This is a genomic window from Nonomuraea sp. MTCD27 (assembly GCF_041950495.1).
Lineage (GTDB): Bacteria > Actinomycetota > Actinomycetes > Streptosporangiales > Streptosporangiaceae > Nonomuraea.
Window position 1 is genome coordinate 19,545 of sequence record NZ_JBGNUW010000019.1, and the last position, 20,515, is coordinate 40,059.

At 70.8% G+C, this 20,515-nt stretch carries 17 protein-coding genes and 2 riboswitches; of the genes, 5 read left to right on the plus strand and 12 right to left on the minus strand.

Annotation, left to right across the window (positions count from 1 at the left end; translation table 11 throughout):
• Positions 1–15 precede the first annotated feature (15 nt).
• The 8 genes from ACBJ59_RS43560 to ACBJ59_RS43595 all read right to left on the minus strand — a co-directional run bounded on the left by ACBJ59_RS43560 (position 16) and on the right by ACBJ59_RS43595 (position 8,170).
• Complete coding sequence (locus ACBJ59_RS43560; protein WP_375115966.1) at positions 16–1,395, minus strand: DUF4331 domain-containing protein; 1,380 nt, start codon at positions 1,393–1,395, stop codon at positions 16–18.
• 75 nt (positions 1,396–1,470) lie between these two features.
• On the minus strand, positions 1,471–2,031 hold the full coding sequence (locus ACBJ59_RS43565; RefSeq protein ID WP_375115967.1) for a hypothetical protein: 561 nt from the start codon (positions 2,029–2,031) through the stop codon (positions 1,471–1,473).
• 305 nt (positions 2,032–2,336) lie between these two features.
• The gene (locus ACBJ59_RS43570; protein WP_375115968.1) at positions 2,337–3,107 is read right to left on the minus strand and encodes a hypothetical protein; all 771 of its coding nucleotides are present in this window, start codon (positions 3,105–3,107) and stop codon (positions 2,337–2,339) included.
• Between the two features lie 126 nt (positions 3,108–3,233).
• The gene (locus ACBJ59_RS43575; RefSeq protein ID WP_375115969.1) at positions 3,234–4,391 is read right to left on the minus strand and encodes an alpha/beta hydrolase family protein; all 1,158 of its coding nucleotides are present in this window, start codon (positions 4,389–4,391) and stop codon (positions 3,234–3,236) included.
• An 11-nt stretch (positions 4,392–4,402) separates the two neighbouring features.
• Positions 4,403–5,848, minus strand: coding sequence for a S41 family peptidase (locus tag ACBJ59_RS43580; RefSeq protein ID WP_375115970.1), 1,446 nt, complete (start codon positions 5,846–5,848; stop codon positions 4,403–4,405).
• Entirely contained in the window at positions 5,845–6,894 is a 1,050-nt protein-coding gene (locus ACBJ59_RS43585) for an ABC transporter permease (RefSeq protein WP_375115971.1), read from the minus strand. Before ACBJ59_RS43585 ends, ACBJ59_RS43580 begins: the two co-directional genes overlap by 4 nt.
• Complete coding sequence (locus ACBJ59_RS43590) at positions 6,891–7,781, minus strand: ABC transporter ATP-binding protein (protein ID WP_375115972.1); 891 nt, start codon at positions 7,779–7,781, stop codon at positions 6,891–6,893. Before ACBJ59_RS43590 ends, ACBJ59_RS43585 begins: the two co-directional genes overlap by 4 nt.
• Positions 7,778–8,170 (minus strand): GntR family transcriptional regulator, encoded by a 393-nt coding sequence (locus ACBJ59_RS43595; RefSeq protein ID WP_364133206.1) that lies wholly within the window; start codon positions 8,168–8,170, stop codon positions 7,778–7,780. Before ACBJ59_RS43595 ends, ACBJ59_RS43590 begins: the two co-directional genes overlap by 4 nt.
• Before the next feature lie 203 nt (positions 8,171–8,373).
• Between ACBJ59_RS43595 and ACBJ59_RS43600 the strand changes: the two genes are divergently transcribed.
• Together ACBJ59_RS43600 and ACBJ59_RS43605 are read left to right on the plus strand one after the other, a co-directional pair.
• The gene (locus ACBJ59_RS43600; RefSeq protein ID WP_375115973.1) at positions 8,374–9,903 is read left to right on the plus strand and encodes a PP2C family protein-serine/threonine phosphatase; all 1,530 of its coding nucleotides are present in this window, start codon (positions 8,374–8,376) and stop codon (positions 9,901–9,903) included.
• On the plus strand, positions 9,900–10,928 hold the full coding sequence (locus tag ACBJ59_RS43605) for a B12-binding domain-containing protein (protein ID WP_375115974.1): 1,029 nt from the start codon (positions 9,900–9,902) through the stop codon (positions 10,926–10,928). The genes ACBJ59_RS43600 and ACBJ59_RS43605 overlap by 4 nt, the downstream gene beginning before the upstream one ends.
• Positions 10,929–11,158: 230 nt before the next feature.
• Here the strand turns inward: ACBJ59_RS43605 and ACBJ59_RS43610 are convergent, their stop codons facing one another.
• Positions 11,159–12,481 carry a sensor histidine kinase gene (locus tag ACBJ59_RS43610; protein WP_375115975.1) on the minus strand — a complete coding sequence of 441 codons (1,323 nt, stop codon included), beginning with the start codon at positions 12,479–12,481 and terminating at the stop codon, positions 11,159–11,161.
• A gap of 116 nt (positions 12,482–12,597) precedes the next feature.
• The gene (tal, locus tag ACBJ59_RS43615; protein WP_375115976.1) at positions 12,598–13,713 is read right to left on the minus strand and encodes a transaldolase; all 1,116 of its coding nucleotides are present in this window, start codon (positions 13,711–13,713) and stop codon (positions 12,598–12,600) included.
• 155 nt (positions 13,714–13,868) lie between these two features.
• Here tal and ACBJ59_RS43620 point away from each other — a divergent pair, with 155 nt between their 5' ends.
• Both ACBJ59_RS43620 and ACBJ59_RS43625 read left to right on the plus strand, forming a co-directional pair.
• Positions 13,869–14,468, plus strand: coding sequence for a TetR/AcrR family transcriptional regulator (locus tag ACBJ59_RS43620; protein WP_375115977.1), 600 nt, complete (start codon positions 13,869–13,871; stop codon positions 14,466–14,468).
• A 244-nt stretch (positions 14,469–14,712) separates the two neighbouring features.
• Positions 14,713–17,049, plus strand: coding sequence for a fibronectin type III domain-containing protein (locus tag ACBJ59_RS43625; protein WP_375115978.1), 2,337 nt, complete (start codon positions 14,713–14,715; stop codon positions 17,047–17,049).
• Between the two features lie 252 nt (positions 17,050–17,301).
• Here ACBJ59_RS43625 and ACBJ59_RS43630 read toward each other — a convergent pair whose 3' ends face one another.
• Positions 17,302–18,066 (minus strand): glycoside hydrolase family 25 protein, encoded by a 765-nt coding sequence (locus ACBJ59_RS43630; RefSeq protein WP_375115979.1) that lies wholly within the window; start codon positions 18,064–18,066, stop codon positions 17,302–17,304.
• A gap of 12 nt (positions 18,067–18,078) precedes the next feature.
• A riboswitch (cyclic di-AMP (ydaO/yuaA leader) is annotated at positions 18,079–18,223 on the minus strand.
• Between the two features lie 423 nt (positions 18,224–18,646).
• Positions 18,647–18,797: riboswitch (cyclic di-AMP (ydaO/yuaA leader) on the plus strand.
• Between the two features lie 12 nt (positions 18,798–18,809).
• On the opposite strand from ACBJ59_RS43630, the gene ACBJ59_RS43635 reads away from it, so the two are divergent.
• A complete protein-coding gene (locus ACBJ59_RS43635) occupies positions 18,810–19,445 on the plus strand; it encodes a CHAP domain-containing protein (protein WP_375115980.1) in 636 nt (211 codons plus the stop codon).
• 105 nt (positions 19,446–19,550) lie between these two features.
• On the opposite strand, the gene ACBJ59_RS43640 is transcribed toward ACBJ59_RS43635, so the two are convergent.
• Positions 19,551–20,474, minus strand: a complete 924-nt coding sequence (locus ACBJ59_RS43640) for an NAD-dependent epimerase/dehydratase family protein (protein WP_375115981.1) — start codon at positions 20,472–20,474, stop codon at positions 19,551–19,553.
• Positions 20,475–20,515: the final 41 nt, after the last annotated feature.

The window sequence follows — 20,515 nt, forward strand, 5'->3', positions numbered from 1 at the left end:
GTCCTCGGTGGTGGTTCAGCCGGTGGCGGTGATGGGCAGCGCCAGGTAGGGGAAGCTGCCGGTGATGGGCTTGAGCAGGAACGCGGGGTTGTCCTCGGCGATGAGGCCCGGGGCGCCCCGGCCCGCGGGCTCGCCCAGGAGCATCCGCAGGTTGACGGTCACGACGTCGTCGATGAGCCGCCGGCCGTTGGGGTAGCCCTGGACGTCGCCCTTGAGGAGGCCGTACTTGTCGGGTGCGGTGGCGACGGGCGTGCTCATGTTGAGCCGCAGCTCCTCCGCCTTGGCGACCCGCGAGGCGTCCTGGTTGAGCTGGTGGGAGTTGAGGTCCAGGCCGATCGGCCCGCCCGTCCGCGTGGTGAGGCCGGTGAGGTAGATCTGCTCCAGGTCCTTGCGCGGGGCCGGCGGCGCCGCGACCTTCGCCTGCCTGGCGACGACCCTGGCCTGGTCGGGGTCGAGCGTGGACGGCACGACGAGGTTGCCGCTCTCGTCACCGTCCGGCCGCAGGGAGTTGAAGCGGTCGCGGTGCTTGAGCGGGATGATCACTTCGTTGAAGTTGGGGTTACCCAGCCGGGAGACCTGCTTGTAGTCGGCCGAGCCGGACCCGAGCAGGCTGCTCGACCTGCGGGAGGCCGTGGTCCAGACGCCGATGACCGGGTTGCGGGCCGGGTCGCCGCCGAGCGCCAGCTCCGACTTGGGCAGTTGCAGCGCCAGGGCGCTGACGTTCATCGGCACGCCGGTCTTGACCGGGAAGAACGGCAGCCCGAACCTGAGCAGGTTGACGGCGTGGTTGTCGGAGTAGAACGGATCGGCGGCCGTGCCGGTGAACACCTTGCCCCCGCCGGGCAGGTCGAGGACGGCCTTGCGGCGCAGCGCCGGGTAGTCGGGCGTGGCCGGGGCGCCCATGTCGGTGGGGGCGACGTACCCGTTGCGGACCAGGGTCTCCGACTTGCCGTCGCGCACCCTGGTCAGCGTGTAGCTCTGCTCGACCAGGGAGTCCAGCGGGCCGGCCTTGTGCTCGCGCTTGCGGATGAAGGAGGGCACCGGCAGGCCCTTGTTGGCGAACGTCCACCGGTAGGTGACGGCGGCCTTGCCGGTGCCGGTGTTGTCGACGTGCACCTCGTAGCGGGCGTCGGTGTCGAACTGGTACGGCTTGTGCGGGGCCTGGAAAGGGATGTAGCCGGCCACGATCGTGACCGTGTCCTGCCGCTCCGGGCTGGTGAAGGCGTACAGGTCGGTGGCGTCGATCTGCTTGTTCAGGGTGGTGGCGGGGGCGTCCCAGTGGCTGGTCGCCGTGCCCGGACGCATGGTGGGGCCGAGCAGTACGGTGGCCGTCAGCACGGCGACGGAGGTGCCGGTGATCCACGCCCACCGGCCTCGAGCGCTGGTCAGTTGCATCTGTCTCTCGATTCGCGAGGTACCGGGCCGTGCCCGCGGGCACGGCCCGGTGGGTCTCAGGTCAGGGAGCGTCGCCTACGGCACGTACTGGACGACCGCGTCGAGGTTGGCCAGGTAGTCGCCCTCGTTCAGCGGGATGCCGGTCAGGTCCCTGACCGTCCGGCTGAGGTACGCGCTGGTGTAGAACGGCCAGTGCTTGGGCCCGATGCCGCCTTCGAGCGGACGCGGCGTGGGCACGTTCGGGACGAACTCGTGCAGCCGGTACGTGGCCACGAGCTGCTCGCCCTGAGGCACCCCGTCGACCTCCACCTGCGCGTGTGCCCCGTCGGGGCGCAGGTAGATGTCGTGGATGGCGGCCGTGTGCCCGCTCTTGACGTCGTTGAGGACGAAACCGCCGGGGTAGTAGACGCCGTTGCACGGGTCGATGTGGTCCTGCTTCCACCCGATGGGCATGTAGATGCCCTTGTTCCCGGGCTTGGCCTCGATGGGGGCGATGCCTTCCACCTGCACGCCGCGCTCGTCGAGCAGCCGGACGATGTCGTGGCCGAAGTCGAAGTTCGCGTGCCCCTTCGGGCCGAAGTACGAACTTGAAACACGAGGCGCTGGGCGGCTCGACGGACGGGGCGCCGGGGACACCGGGGAGCGGCGGGAAGGGTCCGGCGTGGGCGGGGGAGACGGGTGCAGCCGCGAACACCGCGGCGCCGATCGCGAGTGTTTGAGCGATGCGGACAAGAACACGCAAAGCAATCGACCTTTCGTCGATCCGAGGCGATGGAACGCCTCTGACCTGCAATGACTCGCCCAAAGTAGTGATCAGGTCACGTTGTGTAAAGGGATTTCCCAAGGCCGGCAGGGACTAATTCCGGCGCGGGGATCCTTGGGTGTCGGCCCATGGATGTAGGGCGCCCCGTCGCGCGGGACGCCCTACGAGCGGACTGCGCTCAGAAGATGCCGCGCGGCCCCGGCATGGGCAGGCCGAAGCCGCCGTGGCCCCGAATGGCGTCGCTCATCGTCTTCAGGCCGAGCATGCCGAGCGAGGCGCCGGACGGGATGGGCCGGCTCGGCGGGCCCTGCCAGGCGATGTCCAGGTCGGCCCAGTGCATGCCGCCGCGGAAGGCCGTGCCGAGTTCCTTGTTGAGGTCCGCGGACCAGCCTCGGTCCATGGACAGGACGACCTTGAGCGGGCCGATGCCGCCGTTGTGCGGGACGAAGTTGCCCGGGGTGAGGGCCTGCGGGACGCTGAAGTTGACCATGGCCAGCTCACCGTCCGGCCGGGGCTGCCCGTTGACGGCCGGGGTGGCGAAGAACTTGCTGTCACCCATGGCCGCGAACAGCACCCAGAAGGTGTCGATCTCGTACGTCACCCCGGTCTCGTCGTTGACGAAGCGAAACCCGCCCGGGTAGCAGACCCGCCCGCTGGGGGTCTCGATGTTGTCGTACCGTTCGCCGATGGGCATCCAGGCGGCGGTGCCGCCGTCGACCAGCTCGATCGGATCGAGCGTCTCGAACCTGATCCCGGTCCTCTTCAACTCCGCGAGGAACTCGGTGGAGAAGGTGGCCTTCGCGCTGCCTTCCTTGGACAGGTAGCTGCCGATCTGTCCCTCGGCGAGACAGCCGCGTCCGGGGGCGGCGGCTTGAGTGGGCTGCGTGGACAGCAGGACGGTGGCCAGCACGGTGCCGCCGGCGGCCAGGGCCGCACGGGTCAAGCGCATGCTTGTTCTCCTTCATGGAGAGCGGGGGGATGGCGCCGGAGGGTCACCCTGGCGTCACGATTACGGAAAGTAGTTATAGCACTACTCTCCGCTTCCGCCCGGTGGAATGCCGATCACCGCACGGCCTCAGGATTGACCGCACGCCGCGGGGCAGAACTTGGCCTCGGGGTGGCGCGCGGAGGGCTTGTCCAGGAGGGGCTGCCGTCGCGCTTTGAGGTGCTGGTCGAGGAAGGCGGCCACGTAGGTGCGGGTGAGCTCGGCGGCGCGCGCCGCGGGCAGAGCGCCGGCGGCGGGGCTGATGCCGAGGGCGTCCGCCAGCAGCGGGCCGTCGGTGAAGGAGGTGTGTTCCGCGCCGGTCAGTACGATCCAGCGCTTCCATCCGGTGAGCAGTTTCCAGTCGCGGTCCCAGGTGGGGGCGGGGCCTCCGGGGACGTGCCGGGCCGAGCCCAGGAACATGAACGGCCGGGAGAGCCCGTTCTTGGGGATCCGGGCGTAGGTGGTGCCGTCCATGTCGATCCCGGCGCGCACCCGGGAGTCGTTCACCATGGTTGCCATGGCGCTGGCCCCGCCGATCGACTGGCCGACCATCGCGATGCGGGAGCGGTCGATCCGGTCGGTGCCGTCCCACTTCGCCGGTAGCTGGTCGAGCACGAAGGAGACGTCGGCGGCCCGGCCTGCGACCAGCCCCGCGCCGAAACCGGGATCGGAGTCGCTGTCACAGGCGAGGCATTCGGCGATCCGCCCGTCGGGGAAGGTGGTGGCGTAGCTCTCGTAGGTGTGGTCGATGCCGGCCACGACGTATCCGCGGCTGGCCAGGTCCTCGGCCAGGGACGTGAGCGTGCTCATCGGATTGGTGAAGCCGGGGGAGAGCACCACCAGCGGCAGCCTCCGCCCGGTGGGTTCGGCGTCCTTGATCGCGTTGGTGCGCGTCCTGCTCAGCATGTCGTCCGGCACGCCCGCGATCCCGTAGCGCCTCATGGCGAGCTGCGATTCCTTGGGTGTCATGTACGGCGCCCGCTGCCCGTTCCGCTCCTCGGTCGGGTACCACAGGGTGACCTTGAGTTCTCTGGCGTCGGCGTCGAGGTTCCAGGGGTCGGGGCGGGCGGTGTCCTTCAGGTACAGGGCGGTGCTGCCGACGGGGTGGGGGCCGGTGGGGGCGGGCAGGGTGGCCGGTCCGGTGGGCGCGGCCGACGGGGTGGCGGCGGAGCGGGGTGGTGCGGGTGCCGAGCAGGCGGACGCGGCGAGGACGGCCAGTGCCGCGGCGGCTGCCAGGAGGTGTCTCATGGGAGGTCCCTTCACTGGTGCAGCAGGGTCAGGGCCTTGGTCAGGGCGGGGTCGTGCCCGGCGGCCGCATCCTTCGGGGTCGGTGGCAGATGGTGGTCGGGTGGCACGCCGATCCGGTCGATGACCTCGCGGTTGGGCCCGAGGTGGTGCCTGGTGGGGAGGCTCAGCAGGGTGTTGTTGGCGAGCAGGTACGGCTGGGCGGGGCCGGAGATGACGCCGGCGGTTCTGGTGCCGACGAGTGGGCCGAGGTGCAGGTCTTTGACGGCGGAGCTGAAGTGTTCGCAGGCCGAGGCGCAGCCGCGGTCGGTGAGTACTGCCGGTGGCAGGTTGAGCAGGTCGACGGTGTCGTCGGTGCGTAGGGTCGCGCATTTGTCGTCCACGGTGCACAGGTGGGCGGTGGTCTTGCCGTGGGTGAAGGCGCTCAGCAGCCGGATCGCCTCGGTGGGGCTGCCGCCGTTGTTGCCGCGCAGGTCCAGTACGACGCCGGTGAGCGTCCGGCCTTGCCGGAGCCGGGTGATCGCGGTGAAGACCCGGTCGGCGGTGTCGGGTGCGAATGCGCGCACCCGTAGGTAGGCGATGTCGTTGTCCAGCAGTTTGGCCTGCACCGTTTGCAGGGTGGCCAGGTCTTGCTGGTAGAGGCCGGGGGTGAGGGTCACGCTCCAGCGGCGGCCGGTGCTGTGCCGCAGCAGCCGCAGCTGGACGGGGCGCGCTTGCGGGTATTGGGGGTAGAGGGCGTTGATCGCGGGGGTGGGCCGGCCGTCGATGAAGGGGGCCGATCCGTTGATCGATTCGATGAGGTCGCCGGGGCGGAGTCCGGCCTGTTGGGCGGCGCCGCCGTGCACGGTGGTGATGAACAGCGGGGGCAGGGCGGCTTCGGGGTTGCCGGTTGCCTGCCGGCTGGTGAGGTTGGCGTGCAGGCCCAGGCCGTAGCCGTCGCCGTCGTAGCGGTCGGGTGGTTGTTCGATGTGGTGGGTCCAGGAGGTGTGGTTGTCGCCGAGGGCGGCCACGATGGCTTCCAGGGTGGTGACGGCGAGTTTGGTGTGCAGGTGGGGGATCTGGTCGGTGATCTTTCGGTAGGTGGTTTCGAAGGCGGTCCAGTCGGTGGTGCGGTTGCCGGTCAGTGCCGGCATGGTGGCTCCCGGCAGGTCGTGGCCGTGGCGGTTGAGTTCCTGGGTCAGGGCGGCGAATCCGGCGATGAGCAGGGCGCGGGCGTCCAGTGTGGCGCCGCTGTAGTGGTTGCCGAGGATGCAGAAGTAGGCCTGTTCGATCACGTCGATCGTGGTGGCCGTCTGGGCTGCGGGGGGTCCCTGGGGCGGCGCGCAGACCGTAGCGGCCGCCGGGCTGGCCTGGCTGCGGGGTGGCGTCGGGGCCGTGCAGGCCGCGGCCAGGAGGAGGGCGAGCCCGGCGGCGGCGATCCTGGCGGCGGTGATCCTGGCGGTGGTCATGATGGTGGTCATGACAGGCGCCTGCGGATCCACCAGAAGGACAACCAGGTGAGGCCGAGGGTGAGCAGGGCGTAGAGCCCGGTCTCGATCCACTGGAAGGGCCAGAACCGGTCGAGGGGATGGTAGGTGGCCAGCTGCCGGTAGCCGAGCCGGTTGATCTCGGCCATGCACCCGTCCATGCGCTGTGCTCCCTGCGGTCCGCAGGGACCCGACGTCGTGGAAACCGGGATGGCGGCTTCCTCGTTGCCGCCGGCCACCGCGCGCCCGGACGGGTCGAGGAGCTCGGTCGACAGGAGCCAGGCGCCGGTGTCGCCGGGAACGACCGGCGACAGCATGATCTGCGCGGGTCCGCTGCCGTTCGGCGGTATGCCGAGGTGCTCCACGTTCCCCTTGCCGAGCTCGAAGGTCGCGGTCACCGGAGTGCTCAGGTGCGGCCGGACCAACAGCGGCATGGCGAGCTGGATCGCGGCGAAGACGGCCAGGGTGAGGGCCATGGCGGGCAGGGTGCGGCGCACCAGCATGCCCACGGTCACGCCCAGGACGAAGGCGAAGGCCGCGTACCCCATGGGGGCGATGCCGCGCGCGCCGAACACCAGCGGCGCCATCAGGCCGAAGCCCGCGGCGGCCGACTTGTCCAGCGGGTCGGACCACCAGGTCACCGCCAGGCCGCACAGCCCGGCGGCGGCCACGGCGGTCAGACCCATCAGCCCGAGCTTGACCGCCAGCCAGCGGCCTCGGGTGACGCTCTGGTTCCACACCAGCAGGTGCGTGCTCGCCTCCAGCTCGCGGGTGATCAACGGCGCTCCCCAGAACAGCCCGGCGAGAGCGGGCAGGAGCAGCACGACGAGGCTGACGGCCATGAACGGGGTCTGGTACTCGTCGAAGAAGCGGTCGTAGAAGCGGTCGCAGGTGTTGTCCGGGGCGCAGTCGGCGATCCCGGCGGAGTAGTCGGTGGCCAGGCCCGGGCCGGTCAGCGCCAGCACAGCGGTGAGGACGACGAGGACGGCGGCCATCATCGCGGCCGAGCCGCGGAACTGGCGCCAGGTCAGCCAGATCATCCCCGCACCTCCAGGGCGACCCGCCGGTTGTCGGCGGTGCGCTGCTCCATGTAGGCCAGCACGAGGTCCTCAAGGTTGAGCTGGGTGACCGTCCAGGCGGGGTCGTGGATCGGGCCGTCGGTGCGGATGACGTATGTGCTCTGCCGGTCGGTGTGCCGGGCGGAGATGACGTGCTGGTCGGCGGGCAGCCGGTCGGGATCGCGGCGCGGGCCGGTGAGCCGGTGATGGGTGGCCAGCAGCCGGTCCACCTCCCCGGCCACCCGCACGCGGGAGTCGACCAGGACGATCAGGTAGTCGCAGACCCGTTCCAGATCGGAGACCAGGTGGGAGGAGAGCAGCACGCTCAGCTCGTGCTCGACGGTGGCCTCCATCAGATGCTGCAGGAACTCCCGGCGGGCCAGCGGGTCGAGCGAGGCGACCGGCTCGTCCAGGATCAGTAACTCGGGCCGTTTGGCCAGACCCAGGGTGAGGGCGAGCTGGGCGCGCTGGCCGCCGGACAGCTTGCCCGCCCGGTGCGCGGGATCGAGCCCGAGCCGGGCGATGCGTTCGCGCGCCATCACGCTGTCCCAGCGGGGGTTGAGCCGCGCGCCCAGCCGCAGGTGCTCGGCGACGCTCAGGCCCGCGTACACGGGGGTGTCCTGGGCGACGAAGCCGACCCTGGCCAGCTGCGCCGGGCCGGCGGCGGGCCGGCCGCCGAGCACGGTGATGCCACCCGCGGTCGGCTCCAGCTGGCCGCCGGCCAGCTTCAGCAGCGTGGTCTTGCCCGCCCCGTTGGGCCCCACCAGCCCCACGACGTGGCCTTGCGGGATGTCGATGGTGCACTCGCGCAGCGCCCAGCGCTTGCCGTACTTCTTGCCCAGCTGCTGGGCCTGCAGGACAGCGGTCACGCTATGTCCTCCTGTGCGGTGGTGCGAAAGGTGGTCAGGAACAGGGCCTCGATGCTCTCCTCGTCGAGGCCGGCCCGGCGGGCCTTGGCCAGCCAGCGCTGCAGCTCCAGCCGCAGCGGGCCGTGCGCGGCCAGCGAGGTGCCGGTGAGCGTCGCCGTCACGAACGTGCCCACCCCCGGCCGGGCGGCGGCCAGGCCCTCGTGCTCGAGCTCGCGGTAGGCCTTGAGCACGGTGTTGGCGTTGATCGCCAGGTGCGCCACGACCTCCTTGACCGTCGGCAACTGGTCGCCCTCGCGCAGCAGGCCGAGGCGCAGCGCATGCCGTACCTGCTGGACCAGCTGCAGGTAGGGCGAGAGGCCGGACTTCGCATCCAGATGGAACTCGATCACCGATGACTCCATTTATCTAGCTTCCTAGTACTTTAGATCGTCCCATGTATGGCGCTGGTTAAGAAGCTCCCGGCGGGAACTCCGATGGCGGCCCGCGCGCGGCGAAAAATGACACAAATACGATTCGCCGTCGAGAAAGTCATGCACTTCACGTCCGTAGGGTGAAAGAACTCGCAGGTGATCGTGGACGGGGCAGGATCGGCATGCTGGGGGAGGACACGCCGTACCCGATGCTGGTGACGGACGCCTCAGGCATCATCGAGCAGGCGAACGGGGCCGCCCGGTCGCTGCTCCACCGCGCGGCCGGTGACACGTCGCCGGCGTGGCTCGCACAGGGCCGGCGCGGGCCGGCTCGCGGGCCGATCGGCGAGCGGGTGTTCGAGGCGCATCCCGTGTACGCGGACGCCGGACGCGTCACCTGGTGGCTGGTCGACGTCACCGGACAGCAGCGGGCCATGGAGGCGCTGCGGGTCGAGCGGGACTCCGCCGTCTCCATGGTGGAGGTCGCCACCGAGCTGCTGTCCTCACTCAACCTCGACCGCTGCCTGGAGGCGACCGCGCGCCTGGCCGTGCGGCATCTCGCCGACGCCGCATGGGTCGTCATGCCGGTGGGGAGCCGCCGGTACCAGGTCACCTGCTGCGATTCGGGCGGCGAGGCCGTACACACGAGCCTGAACGTCGACCCGCGGACACTGCCGGGGCTCGTCGAGGCGCTGCAGGGGATCCCGCCGAGGCCGCCCCGCTGGATCGAGCCCGCGCAGGCCCCCGGCTGGGTGGTGCGTGACCGGGCCGGCGGGGTCGGCTCCGTGGTGGTGATCGCGCTCCCCGGATACGGGTTGCCCGTGGGCGCGCTCGTCCTGTCGCGCCGCTCGGCCGCCGGCTTCTCCCCGCGCGAGGAGGTGTTCGCGCGCCTGTTCGCCGGGCGGGCGGGCACCGCGATCTCGATCGCCCGCGTGTACGCCGAGCAGGCGGCCGTCGCCGAGACGCTGATGGCCGACCTGCTGCCGCCGGTGACGCCGCACCTGGACGGCGCCGAGGTGGCGGCCCGCTACCGGGCGGCGGGCGACAGCGCGCTGGTCGGCGGGGACTTCTACGACGTGCATCCCGCCGTCGGCTCGGGCCGCGAATCCCTGGTGGTGCTGGGTGACGTCTCCGGCAAGGGGCTGGAGGCCGCCGTGATCACCGGCAAGATCCGCAACACGCTGCGCGCCCTGCTGCCGCTGGCCGACGACCACCAGCGCGTGCTCGAACAGCTCAACGCCGTCCTGCTCGCCGGTGACGGCCTGCGCTTCGTCACCCTGGTGCTGGCCGCGGTCGAACGCCGAGGCACGCGGCTCGCGCTGCGGCTGACCAGCGCCGGGCACCCGCCGCCGATGATCGTGCGCAACGACGGCCGGGTGGACGTCGCCCGTACCGAGGGGACCCTGATCGGCATCCTTGAGCAGGTCAGCAGCGTCACCGAGACGGTGCTCCTGCGGCCGGGAGAGATGTGCCTGCTCTACAGCGACGGCGTCATCGAGGCCAGGGGCGGGCCGCTCGGCGACGAGATGTTCGGCGACGAGCGGCTGCGGGAGGAGCTGCGGCAGTGCGCCGGCATGCCGCCGGACGCCCTGGCGGAGCGCGTGCAGATGCTCGCGTCGCAGTGGGCGGGCGAGGGGGAGCAGGACGACATCGCGATCGTCGCCATCGGGGCGCCGCGCGAGGCCCCCGCGGCCGGAGGGCGGCCGGTGTGAAGCACGACATCGAGCGGTACGTCGGAGCGCTGGAGGAGGCGGCGACGGCCGGCGACGAGTACACCGCGATCGACACGGCGCGGGCCGCGCTCGACGCCGGCGTCCCGGCGGAGACCGTGCTCCTCGACGTCGTCGCCGCCGCGCAGGCCCGCATCGGCCAGGACTGGGCGGCCAACCGCCTCACGGTCGCCCAGGAACACACGGCCACCGCCGTCAACGAGCGCGTCCTCACCGTCGTGGCCCACCATCCGGTCGCACGGGACCACCGTTCCGAGCCGTCCAAGGGGCGGATCACCGTGGCGTGCGTGGCCGGCGAGTGGCACACGTTCCCCGCCCGGCTGCTGACCGAGGTGCTGCGGCTGCGCGGCTGGCGGGTCGACTACCTGGGCGCCCACGTGCCCACCGCGCACCTGATCGTGCACCTGCACCGGACGGCCCCCGATGTGGTCGGGCTGTCCAACTCGATCGCCACCCGCCTGCCCGCCGCGCACGCGGCGATCATCGCCTGCCAGGCGGCGGGCACGCCCGTGCTCGCCGGCGGCGCCGCCTTCGGCCCCGACGGCCGTTACGCCCAGCTGCTCGGAGCCGACGCCTGGGCACCCGACGCCCGCACCGCCGCCGACCTCCTCGACGGGCCGCTGCCGCACCGGCCCACGTCCGGGCTGAGCGCCGGCGGTCCGGCCCACCTGGCCGGCCACGAGTACAGCCAGCTCACCGCCCGCGCTCCGGACCTGGTCAGAAGCGTCATGGAAGAGCTGGGCCGGCACATCCCGGAGGGGCAGCCGGGACACACCGCCGAAGACGTCGCCTACATCGTCGACTTCCTCAGGACCGCCGCGTACGTGGACGACCCTGACCTGTTCACCACCTTCATCGGCTGGATGGCGCAGCTGCTCAGGTCGCGCGGCGTACCGGAGCGCGTGCTGGCCGCCGCCCTGGACGCGATGGACGCCCACCTCACCGACCTGCCGCAGGCCCGCGCCACCCTGACGCGGACCCGGGCGACGCTCCGCCCGCCCGGTTAGTGGGTCGGGGACGTCAGCCCGTGACGGGCCACGACGTCGTCGAGCCAGCCGGGGTCGCCGTCGGTGAGGCTGTACCTCGTCGCGAGTTCGGTGAATCCGGGCGTCTCGTGAAGGCCGGCGCCGGCGGTTCGTGCGGCTGTGGAGCTTGAAGACCGCCCCGAAGCCCCCGATGGCGACCGACTCCCCGCCCCCGGGACGGACCACCCTGACGGCCGGCGTGTTGCCGAGGTTCATGACGTCCTGCCCTTCTCCGGCTGGTTCTGCGGTGGGGCGGGGCATCCGCTGATGAGCGGCAGCCACAGCACGAACTTCGCCCCGCGCGGCGAGTCCCCGACCGTGAGGGTGCCGTGGTGGGCGTGCGCGATGTCGCGGGAGATGGCCAGGCCGAGCCCGCTGCCCCCGGGGTCGCGGCGGCGGCCGTCGTCGAGGCGGACGAACCGTTCGAAGATGCGTTCGCGGTGGGCGGGCGGGACGCCGGGCCCGTCGTCGGCCACGGCGACCACGACCCCCTCGTCGGCCGGCGCGACGCTGACCTCGACAGATGATTCGGCGTGCCGCTGAGCGTTGGACAGGAGGTTGTCCAGCACGCGGATCAGCTGCATGCGGGAGCCGCGGATCTCCAGCCCGGCGGGCGCGTGGACGGCGATCGGCACGCTCCCGGGCTGCGCGCGAACCTCCGCGGTGACGAGTTCGCCGAGATCGATCTTCTCCGGGGGCAGCGGATCGCTGGCCCGGAGGCGGGCGAGCAGCAGCAGGTCGTTGACGATCTCCTCCAGCCGCCCGGCGGTGACCAGCGCGCTCTGCAGCGCGTCCCGCGCGTCCACGTCGTCGGGGTAGAGCAGGGCCTCCTCCAGCTGCGTGCGCAGCCCGGCGATCGGGGTGCGCAGCTCGTGGCTGGTCGTGGAGGCGAACTGGCGGAGCTGCTCCACCGCGCCCTCGAGCTGGCTGAGGGTCTGGTTGGCGGTGGTGGCGAGCCGGGCGATCTCGTCGTTGCCCTGCGGTTCGGGCACGCGCATGCTGAGGTCGCTCACCGTGATCTGCGACATCCTGGCCCTGATCGCCTCGACGGGGCCCAGCGCGCGCCCCACCAGCACCCATGCGGTCCATGCCGCAATGCCGGTGATCAGGGCGATCCCGGCCGCGATGGCGTATTCGAGGCGGTGGGTGGCCAGCAGGTCCGGTTCCGGGGTGCCGGCGTAGACGACACTCGCGTTCTCGTCCGGGGTCAGGCGGATGGCCTGCAGCAGGATGCATCGGTTGTTGGGCGGGCACTCGGTGTGCGGCTGGAAACGGGCGTCGGGCGGTGGCCGGAGCCGGCTGAGCGGGACCGTCGAGGAGGCTTCCCGGCTGGAGTTCGTGACCCGGTGGTGCACGTCCACGACCTGGATGAGGTCGACGGGCGGGTTGGCCGGGATCGGGTGCGGCACCAGGCCGCTGCGGGCCACCGGGCTCCACTGGCTCGCCACCCGTTCTGCCAGGCGGAAGGAGTCGGACTGGACCCGGTAGCGGATCGCGAGGTCAAGGGTCGCGCCTAGCACCACCAGCACACTCATCGCGAACAGAGCCGCGATGAGTGTGCACCGACCTCGGACGGAACGCGGGCGTGGAAGGAGTGACATGTCATCTCCGTACGGACAGAAGTTGTCGAACCGATGTATGCGCCACCACGTCAGCCACTCGCCTCCACCAGCCGCTCGGCCACGGTGTCGAGCAGTTCCCGCCAGGACTTGGCGAACCTGCCGACGCCCTCGTCCTCGAGCACCTGGAACGTTCCGGCCAGGTCGACACCCGCCCACGCGAGCCGGTCGAAGACCTCCCGCGCGTGTGCTGCGGTGCCGGTGATCGTGTCGCCCGTGATGAGCGCGTGGTCGGCGACGGCGAGGAGGGTCGGCTCGGGCATCGTGCTGACGGTGCCCGCGCCGACGAGCTCCTCGACGTAACGGGTGTCGCGGTAGCGAGGGTCCTTGACGCTGGTGGACGCCCACAGCGGGCGCTGCGGGTGGGCGCCCGCGGCGGCCAGCGCGCGCCACCGCTCGGTGGCGAAGACCTCCTCGAACACGCCGTAGGCGATGCGGGCGCTGGCGATCGCGGCCTGGCCGCGCAGCGCTCCGGCCGCGCCGGTGCCGATGGCGTCGAGCCGCCGGTCGACCTCGGTGTCCACCCTGGAGACGAAGAACGAGGCCACCGAAGAGATGTGGCCGAGATGAAGGCGATGGGCCCTGGCCTGTTCGAGGCCGGTGAGGAAGGCGTCGGCCACGGCTCGGTACCGCTCGGGCGAGAAGACCAGCGTGACGTTGACGCTGATGCCCTCGGCCAGCGCCGCGGTGATGGCCGGCAGCCCTTCCCGGGTCGCCGGGATCTTCACGAAGACGTTGGGCCGGTCCACGGCCTGCCACAGCTGCCGCGCCTCGGTCACCGTCCCCTCGGTGTCCCGGGCCAGGCGGGGGTCCACCTCGATGGACACCCGGCCGTCCCGGCCGTCCGTCGCGTCGTGGACGCCACGGAGGAGGTCGGCGGCCGCGCGCACGTCCGCGGTGGTCAGCTCCCGGACGGCGGTGTCCGGGTCGGCGCCGGCGTCGGCCAGCCGGCGCAGGTGCTTGTCGTAGCCGTCGCCGCTCGACAGCGCGGTGGCGAAGATCGTCGGGTTGGTCGTGACCCCGACGACGTGGTGGTCGCGGATGAGCCTGGCGAGACCGCCCGAGTTCAGCCGTTCCCTCGACAGGTCGTCCAGCCAGATGGACACCCCGGCCGCGGCCAGCTGGGCAAGTCGGTCATTACCGCTCATAACTCTTTTCCTTCCCCTTTGGCGACACCAGCTCTCGTCTGGTGCCGGATACGCTGTTTCGTTACAGTCAATGCTTGTAACGAAACTACCGATTCCTGACATTCCCCCTTGTGTTACAGTTACTTGCTGTAACGTATCTCGGGGTGGAGGCGGTCATGGACGCGCAACGGGCGAGCTCCGGCGGCCGGCCGCGTGACACGGGCATCGACGAGGCCATCATCCTGGCCACCCGTAAGCGGCTCGTACGCGACGGCTACTCCCGGATGACGATCGGCGACATCGTCGCCGACGCCAAGGTGACCCGGCCCACGCTCTACCGCCGCTGGAAGAACAAGTTCGACCTGGTCGTCGACGCACTCGACTACGGCTTCCGCAGGCAGCGCGACATGTACACCGTCGACCTGTCCGGGCTGGCGCCTCGCGAGGCCCTCGTCGAGGCCGTCCGGCGACTCGACCCGGCCTGCTACAACCCCGACGCCATGGTGCTGATGGGCAACTTCGCCGGGGAGCTGCCCCGCACTCCGGAGCTGCTCGAGATCCTGCGCACGCACGCCGTCGAGCCCCGGCTCGCGCTGATGGAGGAGGTGCTGCGGCAGTTGCGGGACCGTCAGGTGCTCCACGCCGGCATCGACGTCCGGATGATCGCGATGATGTGCTTCGGCAGCTACTTCGCCGCGTTCTACGCGGGGGAGCCGAGGGAGGAGATCCCCGAACGTGTCGTGGACGTGCTGTGGCCGGCCATGGCACATGCGTGAACCCGTAGATCGGGCGGCGCGGGCAGGCGCGCGCTCGGGCGCTCGGTGAAATTGACCTCTTGTCACGGGCTGGCTCTCGAATAATGATGTGAGCAATCGGAAATTTGTCAAAGGCTCCTCATATGTCGAGGGGCGTGCGGCAGCGTCTCTGAACCCTTCCGTCCCACGTCAACCCCCATGCGGCGGGTCAACGGCGGCCCGCAGCAGGCTTCTGCCGGTCACGTATCTCGGAGGTTCCCTGGTCATGCCTGCCCTCCTTCTGCCATCGCGGCGGCTTCGCCGGGCCTTACTCGCGGCGCTCGCCGCCGTCGCGCTGGCCCTGTTCCCGGCCGCCCAGGCGTGGGCGGCCGCGCCGGTCCCGGGCGGCGTGCCGCCCCGGCCGCCGGCCCCCGTGGCGCCCGACCCGTCGCTCCAGGCGCACCCGCTGGCGGCCGCACCCGGACCGCTGGACAACCCGCTCAAGGGCTTCGCCCGCTTCTACTGGCCCGGGGCCGACCAGAACACCGGCTACCCGCACTCCCTCACGTGGAGCTATTTCGGCCTGTCAGAGCTGATGACCGACCCGGCCGACTGCTCGAAGTACAACTGGTCGATCCTCGACAGCGCGCTGAACGAGATCGCGTCGTACGGGAACCAGGCCGCCGTGCGGTTCTACCTGGAGTATCCCGGCGGCTCCGGGAGCCACCCGGCCAACGCCATCCCGCGCTGCTTCGACGGGCACGTCACGTACCGGACCAACACCTACTGGGGCACCACCAGCCCGGACTACGACAGCCCGTACCTGCTCGACGCGCTGGGCGACTTCATCGCGGCCTTCGGCGCCCGGTACGACGGCGACCCGCGCATCGGGTTCATCCACCTGGGCCTGATCGGGCTGTGGGGCGAGTGGCACACCTGGCCGTTCGACACCGACACCAGCGGCGACACCCACCCGAACTTCATGCCGACCGACGCGCACGCCGCGCAGATCCTCCAGGCGTACGACAACGCGTTCAACCGGACCAAGCTGGAGATGCGCTACCCCGATTCGGCGGCCGGCGCGGGGACGAACCGGGACATCGGCTACCACGACGACTCCTTCTGTTACAAGGAAGGCTCCCCGCTGGCCGGCGTCACGCTGCCGCGGTCGCTCGGCGGGGCCGGTTACGCCCAGCTCGAACGGGCCCTCAGCCACGGCGCCGAGAACAAGTGGATCACCGCTTCGATGGGCGGCGAGGTCCGGCCCGAGATCCAGTCCTCGGCGTTCGCGTCCTGGCCCGGCGGCTCCGGGCAGGTCGACAACATGAAGGCGTGCATCGAGCTGGAGCACACCACCTGGAAAATCAACGAACAGAGCCAGAGCTACGCGGCCGGCGACCCGAACGTCGCGGCGGCCGTCCGCCTCATGGGGTACGACCTCACCGTCGACAACGCGTACTTCAAGGACACCGCGAGCGGCACCACGAACGTGGGCGTACGGATCAGGAACAACGGCGTGGCACCGTTCTACTACCCGTGGACGGTCACCCTCGGCCTCAAGAACAGCGCCGGGACCGTGGTCAGGACCTTCGACACGTCCTGGGACCTCCGCACGGTCATGCCGCTCAAGATCCGCGCGTTCCCCGACTGGGGTGTGGGCTCGGACCCGACCTATCTGGACTACGGCCACCCGCAGTACTTCCAGGCCGGCGTCAACCTCTCCGGCGTCCCCAACGGTGGCTACCAGTGGGTCCTCCGGGTGAAGAACCCGCTGGAGACCGTCTCCTCGAACGCCAAGAAGCTCCGCTTCGCCAACGCCACCCAGGGCGCCGACGGCTGGCTCGGCCTCGGCCCGGTCACCGTCGGCAGCGGCGGCGGCCAGGACACCACGGCGCCGACCACGCCCACCGGGCTGACCTCCCCGTCACGCACCGCGAGCTCGGTCACCCTGTCCTGGACGGCGGCCACGGACGACGTCGGCGTGGCCGGATACCGCATCCACCGCGGCGCCACCCAGGTCGGGACGTCGGCGACGACCTCCTTCACCGAGACCGGGCTGAACCCCGCGACCTCCTACACCTACACCGTCAGGGCGTACGACGCCGCGGGAAACACCTCCGCCGCGTCGGCGCCCGTCACCGTCGTCACCCTTCCGGCGACGTCCGCGGGCCTGGTCGTGGACGACTTCGACGGCAACCCGGCGTACCCGTCCGCGGCCCGCAACGACCTCGGCAGGTGGACCGGCGGCAACTGCTTCCTCAACGGCGGCGGCTCCGGCGCCGTGCCCGGCGGGGCGCTCAGCCTGCGGTACGACAACTGCGGCTGGTTCGGCAGCGACGTGTACACCGACCTGTCCGCGTACACCCATCTCGTCGTCCGGATCAAGGGCGCGGCAGGGGGCGAGCAGGCCCACTTCCACCTCGGCCTCGGCGGGGTGACCAAGGCGTTCGGCGACTTCACGCTCGACGGCGGCGGCCGTCCGGCCATCACCACCGCGTACAAGGACATCAGGCTTCCGATGTCCGCGAACGGGATCAACCGCGCGTCCCCCGGACAGCTCGCGATGGGCTTCTGGTACGGCGGCAACAGCACCGTCACCATCGACTCACTCACCTTCGAGTGACTCACCGGGAGGCCGGGATCGGGCTGCCGCTCCCGGCCTTCCGGCAGCCCCGACCGTCTCAGCGGGCCGGCGCACCGTTCGCGGCGACGCGCTGCCCGGCCCCGCCCCGGCCTCGCTCGCCACCGCCGCCCTGCTCTTCGTCGCGGCGGCGAGTCGTCCTGCGGCACACGTCCTGCGGCGCTTGCTCTGCGGTGCTTGCTCTGCGGCGCGTGCCCTCCCGGGCGGCAGGGCGGCCGGGAGGGCACGCGCCGGTCAGGCGGCGTGCCTGCCCAGGTCGCGCAGCTGGCCGGGGGTCAGCGCGGAGACGTTCTGATCGATGGGGGAGTCGGTGTACTGGTGGATGGTCCAGGACTTCCAGTCGGCGGGCGGGGTGAGCGCGCCCTTGGCCCGGCTGTAGTGAGCGACCCACAGGGGATATTCGGCCAGGCCCTTGCCGTACGTGTCGGCGAAGTTCCAGCCGCTGTAGAACATCGGGGTGATCCCGGTCCTGGCCTTCACGTGTGACAGCCACGCCTTGGCCCACGCGTTCACCTGGGCGACGGACCTGTCGTCGGTCGTCTCCAGGTCCAGGACCAGCAGGTCCCCGGCCTTGGCGGGCTGGGCGTTCACCACGGACAGGAAGTGCTCGGCCTCGGCGATGGGGTCGTTGCCGGGGTGCCCGAAGTGGTACGCGCCGCGCACGATGCCCTTGTCGCCCAGCTCACGCCAGTGCCGGGCGAACGAGGCGTCGCGGAAGCCGGTGCCCTCGGTGGCCTTGATGATGCCGAACTGGGCGGGGCTGGCGGCCCAGTCGTACTGGGGCTCGTAGTTGGAGATGTCCAGGCCGTACGTGAGCTGCTGGGTCCTGTGCTGGGTCGCCTGCACGGTGGTGCCGTGACCGGTGGGCGAGGCGAGCACCGTACCGGTCGCGCCGGTGACGGCGGTGGTCGCGGCCAGGATCACGCCTCCGACGGCCAGCGCGAAGAGCTCGGCGGGGCGGCGGTTCCTGACGATCGCGGCAAGCTGAGGCTTGAGCATGGGGATGTCGACTCCTTCTTCCATGCCGCCTACCGGGTTAGCTGACGGGTTCGGGACTGGAAGTCGCCCCTACGGGCGCGGCTCGGGCCGGCGTCCGATTCACCCCGAAGAGTGGATCCCCGGCTCCGCGGGGTCGCGGATTCGGCGGGCGCGGCGGACCGCGCCCAGTAAAGGTACAGATCTCCCTAAAGTGGGAGCAAGTATGGCAAAGCGAAGCCCCATGTTCGTCGGCGGGAACGAGCCCGAAAAGCCGCGCCGGCAAGGGTTTCCGGGGCTGGGTAAAGTTTCCGGCGCCGCCCTGGTCGCCGGTCCGGAACGGCTGTGACTTGTGATACTCGTGATGCGACCTCTTTTGCCCTCCTAAACCCCGTCCACCATGCTGCTTGGGTAAAGAATTGTGTCGCGATCGCCTATGTCACAGGGGATCCTGTTGCCTTTCCCAGGGCCCGGCTTGCATCTTTCTATGCGATTCGCTTACCTTTGAGGACTCAAGGCGTACGACCTGCCGACAAGCACTTGTCGCGTGACGCCGTTCATTTGTCGAGACCGCGTCTCACCAGCACGGACGTGCAGGGATGTGTGACGCGGCCCGCCGAATCCGTGAATGCAGCGGAACCGGGGACCCACCTTTTTTTCCGGGGTGAATCGGCGCGCTCTGATCCGAGCGCTCCGTAGGGCACTTCCACGCCCGAACCCGTCAGCTAACCCGGTAGGCGGCATGGAAGCGAGGAGCAATCCAAGTAATGGCCAAGTACACCCTTTCCCGTGCCCTGAAGCCCGCGAGCCTCACCCGGTTCGCCGTCGGGGCGGCCGTGGCGGCCGGTGCCGTTCTCGCCGCCGGTCCGGCCTTCGCCGCCGACGACTCCCAGGCGCAGAAGTCCGCGGGTCAGGTGTCCGCGCAGTCGGTGCTGAAGGTCGCCGAGTCGCAGATCGGCGTGGCCGAGAACGCCGCGGGCGGTGGCACCCCGTTCCACAGCTGGTACATGTCCTCGCCCCGGGCGCAGGAGACCATCACCCGTGATGGCGGGAGTGTGCGGGCCTACGCCAACGCTCCGTGGTGCGCCATGTTCGTCTCCTGGGTCGGCGAGAAGGCCGGCGTCCGCCCCAGCATGGGCTGGGACGCCTACACCGTCACCTATGCCAAGTGGTTCCAGACCAACCAGCACTGGGGCACGACCGCCAAGCCCGGCGCCGTCGTCTTCTTCGACTGGAACGGCAAGAGCACCACGGGCATCGACCACGTGGGCCTGGTCAAGCAGGACAACGGCAACGGCACGATCACCACGATCGAGGGCAACACCGGCAACGGCAAGGTCGAGCAGCGCATCCGGCCCAAGTCCCAGGTCGTCGGCTACGGCTACCCCCAGTACAAGGCCTGATCCCAGGCAGGCCGCACGCTCCTTGCCAGGTGCGATGGTCAAGGGACAACGGGTGGTGCAGGAGAGATCCTGCGCCACCCGTTGTGTTCGCTCCGGGAGAGCGGGCTACGCGTGCTGCCGATACCAGTCGAGCGTCGCGGCCACGCCCGCCGGGTGCGGGGTGACGTCGACCGGTCCGAACGCCTTCCGGAAGGCCGAGTCGTCGGAGACGAACGGCCGGTCCCGCTGGTACCAGGTCTCCCCGAACTCGCGGACCATGGGGTGGAACAGCCCGACGAGGCGCTGCATCCCCCGCCCGAGCCCGGCGCTCTTCGGCGTGCCGCCGGCCGCGGCCCACACGAGGTCGAGGAAGGCGCGGCCGGTGATGGGCTCGGCGGCGGGCAGGTGCCAGGCGCGCCCGTCCGCCTCGGCGCGCTCGCCGAGGGTGACCAACCCGGCGGCGGTGTCGGGCAGGTAGGCGATGGTGTGCGGCTGGTCGAGGTCGCCGACCCAGCGGGCGGTCTTGCCGGCCAGGGCGGCGGCGAAGACGGTCGGGCCGATGACGGTGTTGACGCCTCCGGGGCCGTAGTAGTCGGAGGCCCGTCCGAGGGTGGCGCGGATGCGCCCGGCCCGGTGGGCGTCGAGGATCAGGTCGTCGACCTCGATGCGGGCGCGGCCTTTGGGATTGGTGGCGGCGTACGGCAGGTCTTCGGTCATGGGGCCGGTCACGGGGCCGTAGACGTACAGGTTGTCGGCCATGACCAGCTTCGCACCGGCGGCCTCCACCCCGGCGAGGACCGTCCTGGTGAAATCGGGGAACTCCGCGGCCCAGCTTGCGTAGTTCGGTTGCGCGCACTGGTACACCACGGCGGCACCCTGGCAGGCGGCGATGGCGCCCTCGGTGGTGGTGACGTCGGCCCGCAGCTCGTGGGGGCCGGGGTTCGCGCTCCGGCTGACGGCGCGGACCCGGTGGCCCCGGGCGGTGAGCTCGGCGACGACGGCCGAGCCGATCGCGCCGGTCGCGCCAAGGACGACATGCAGGTCGGACATGGTGCTGGTCCCTTCCGAAGGGGTTTCAAACCGTTGTTATA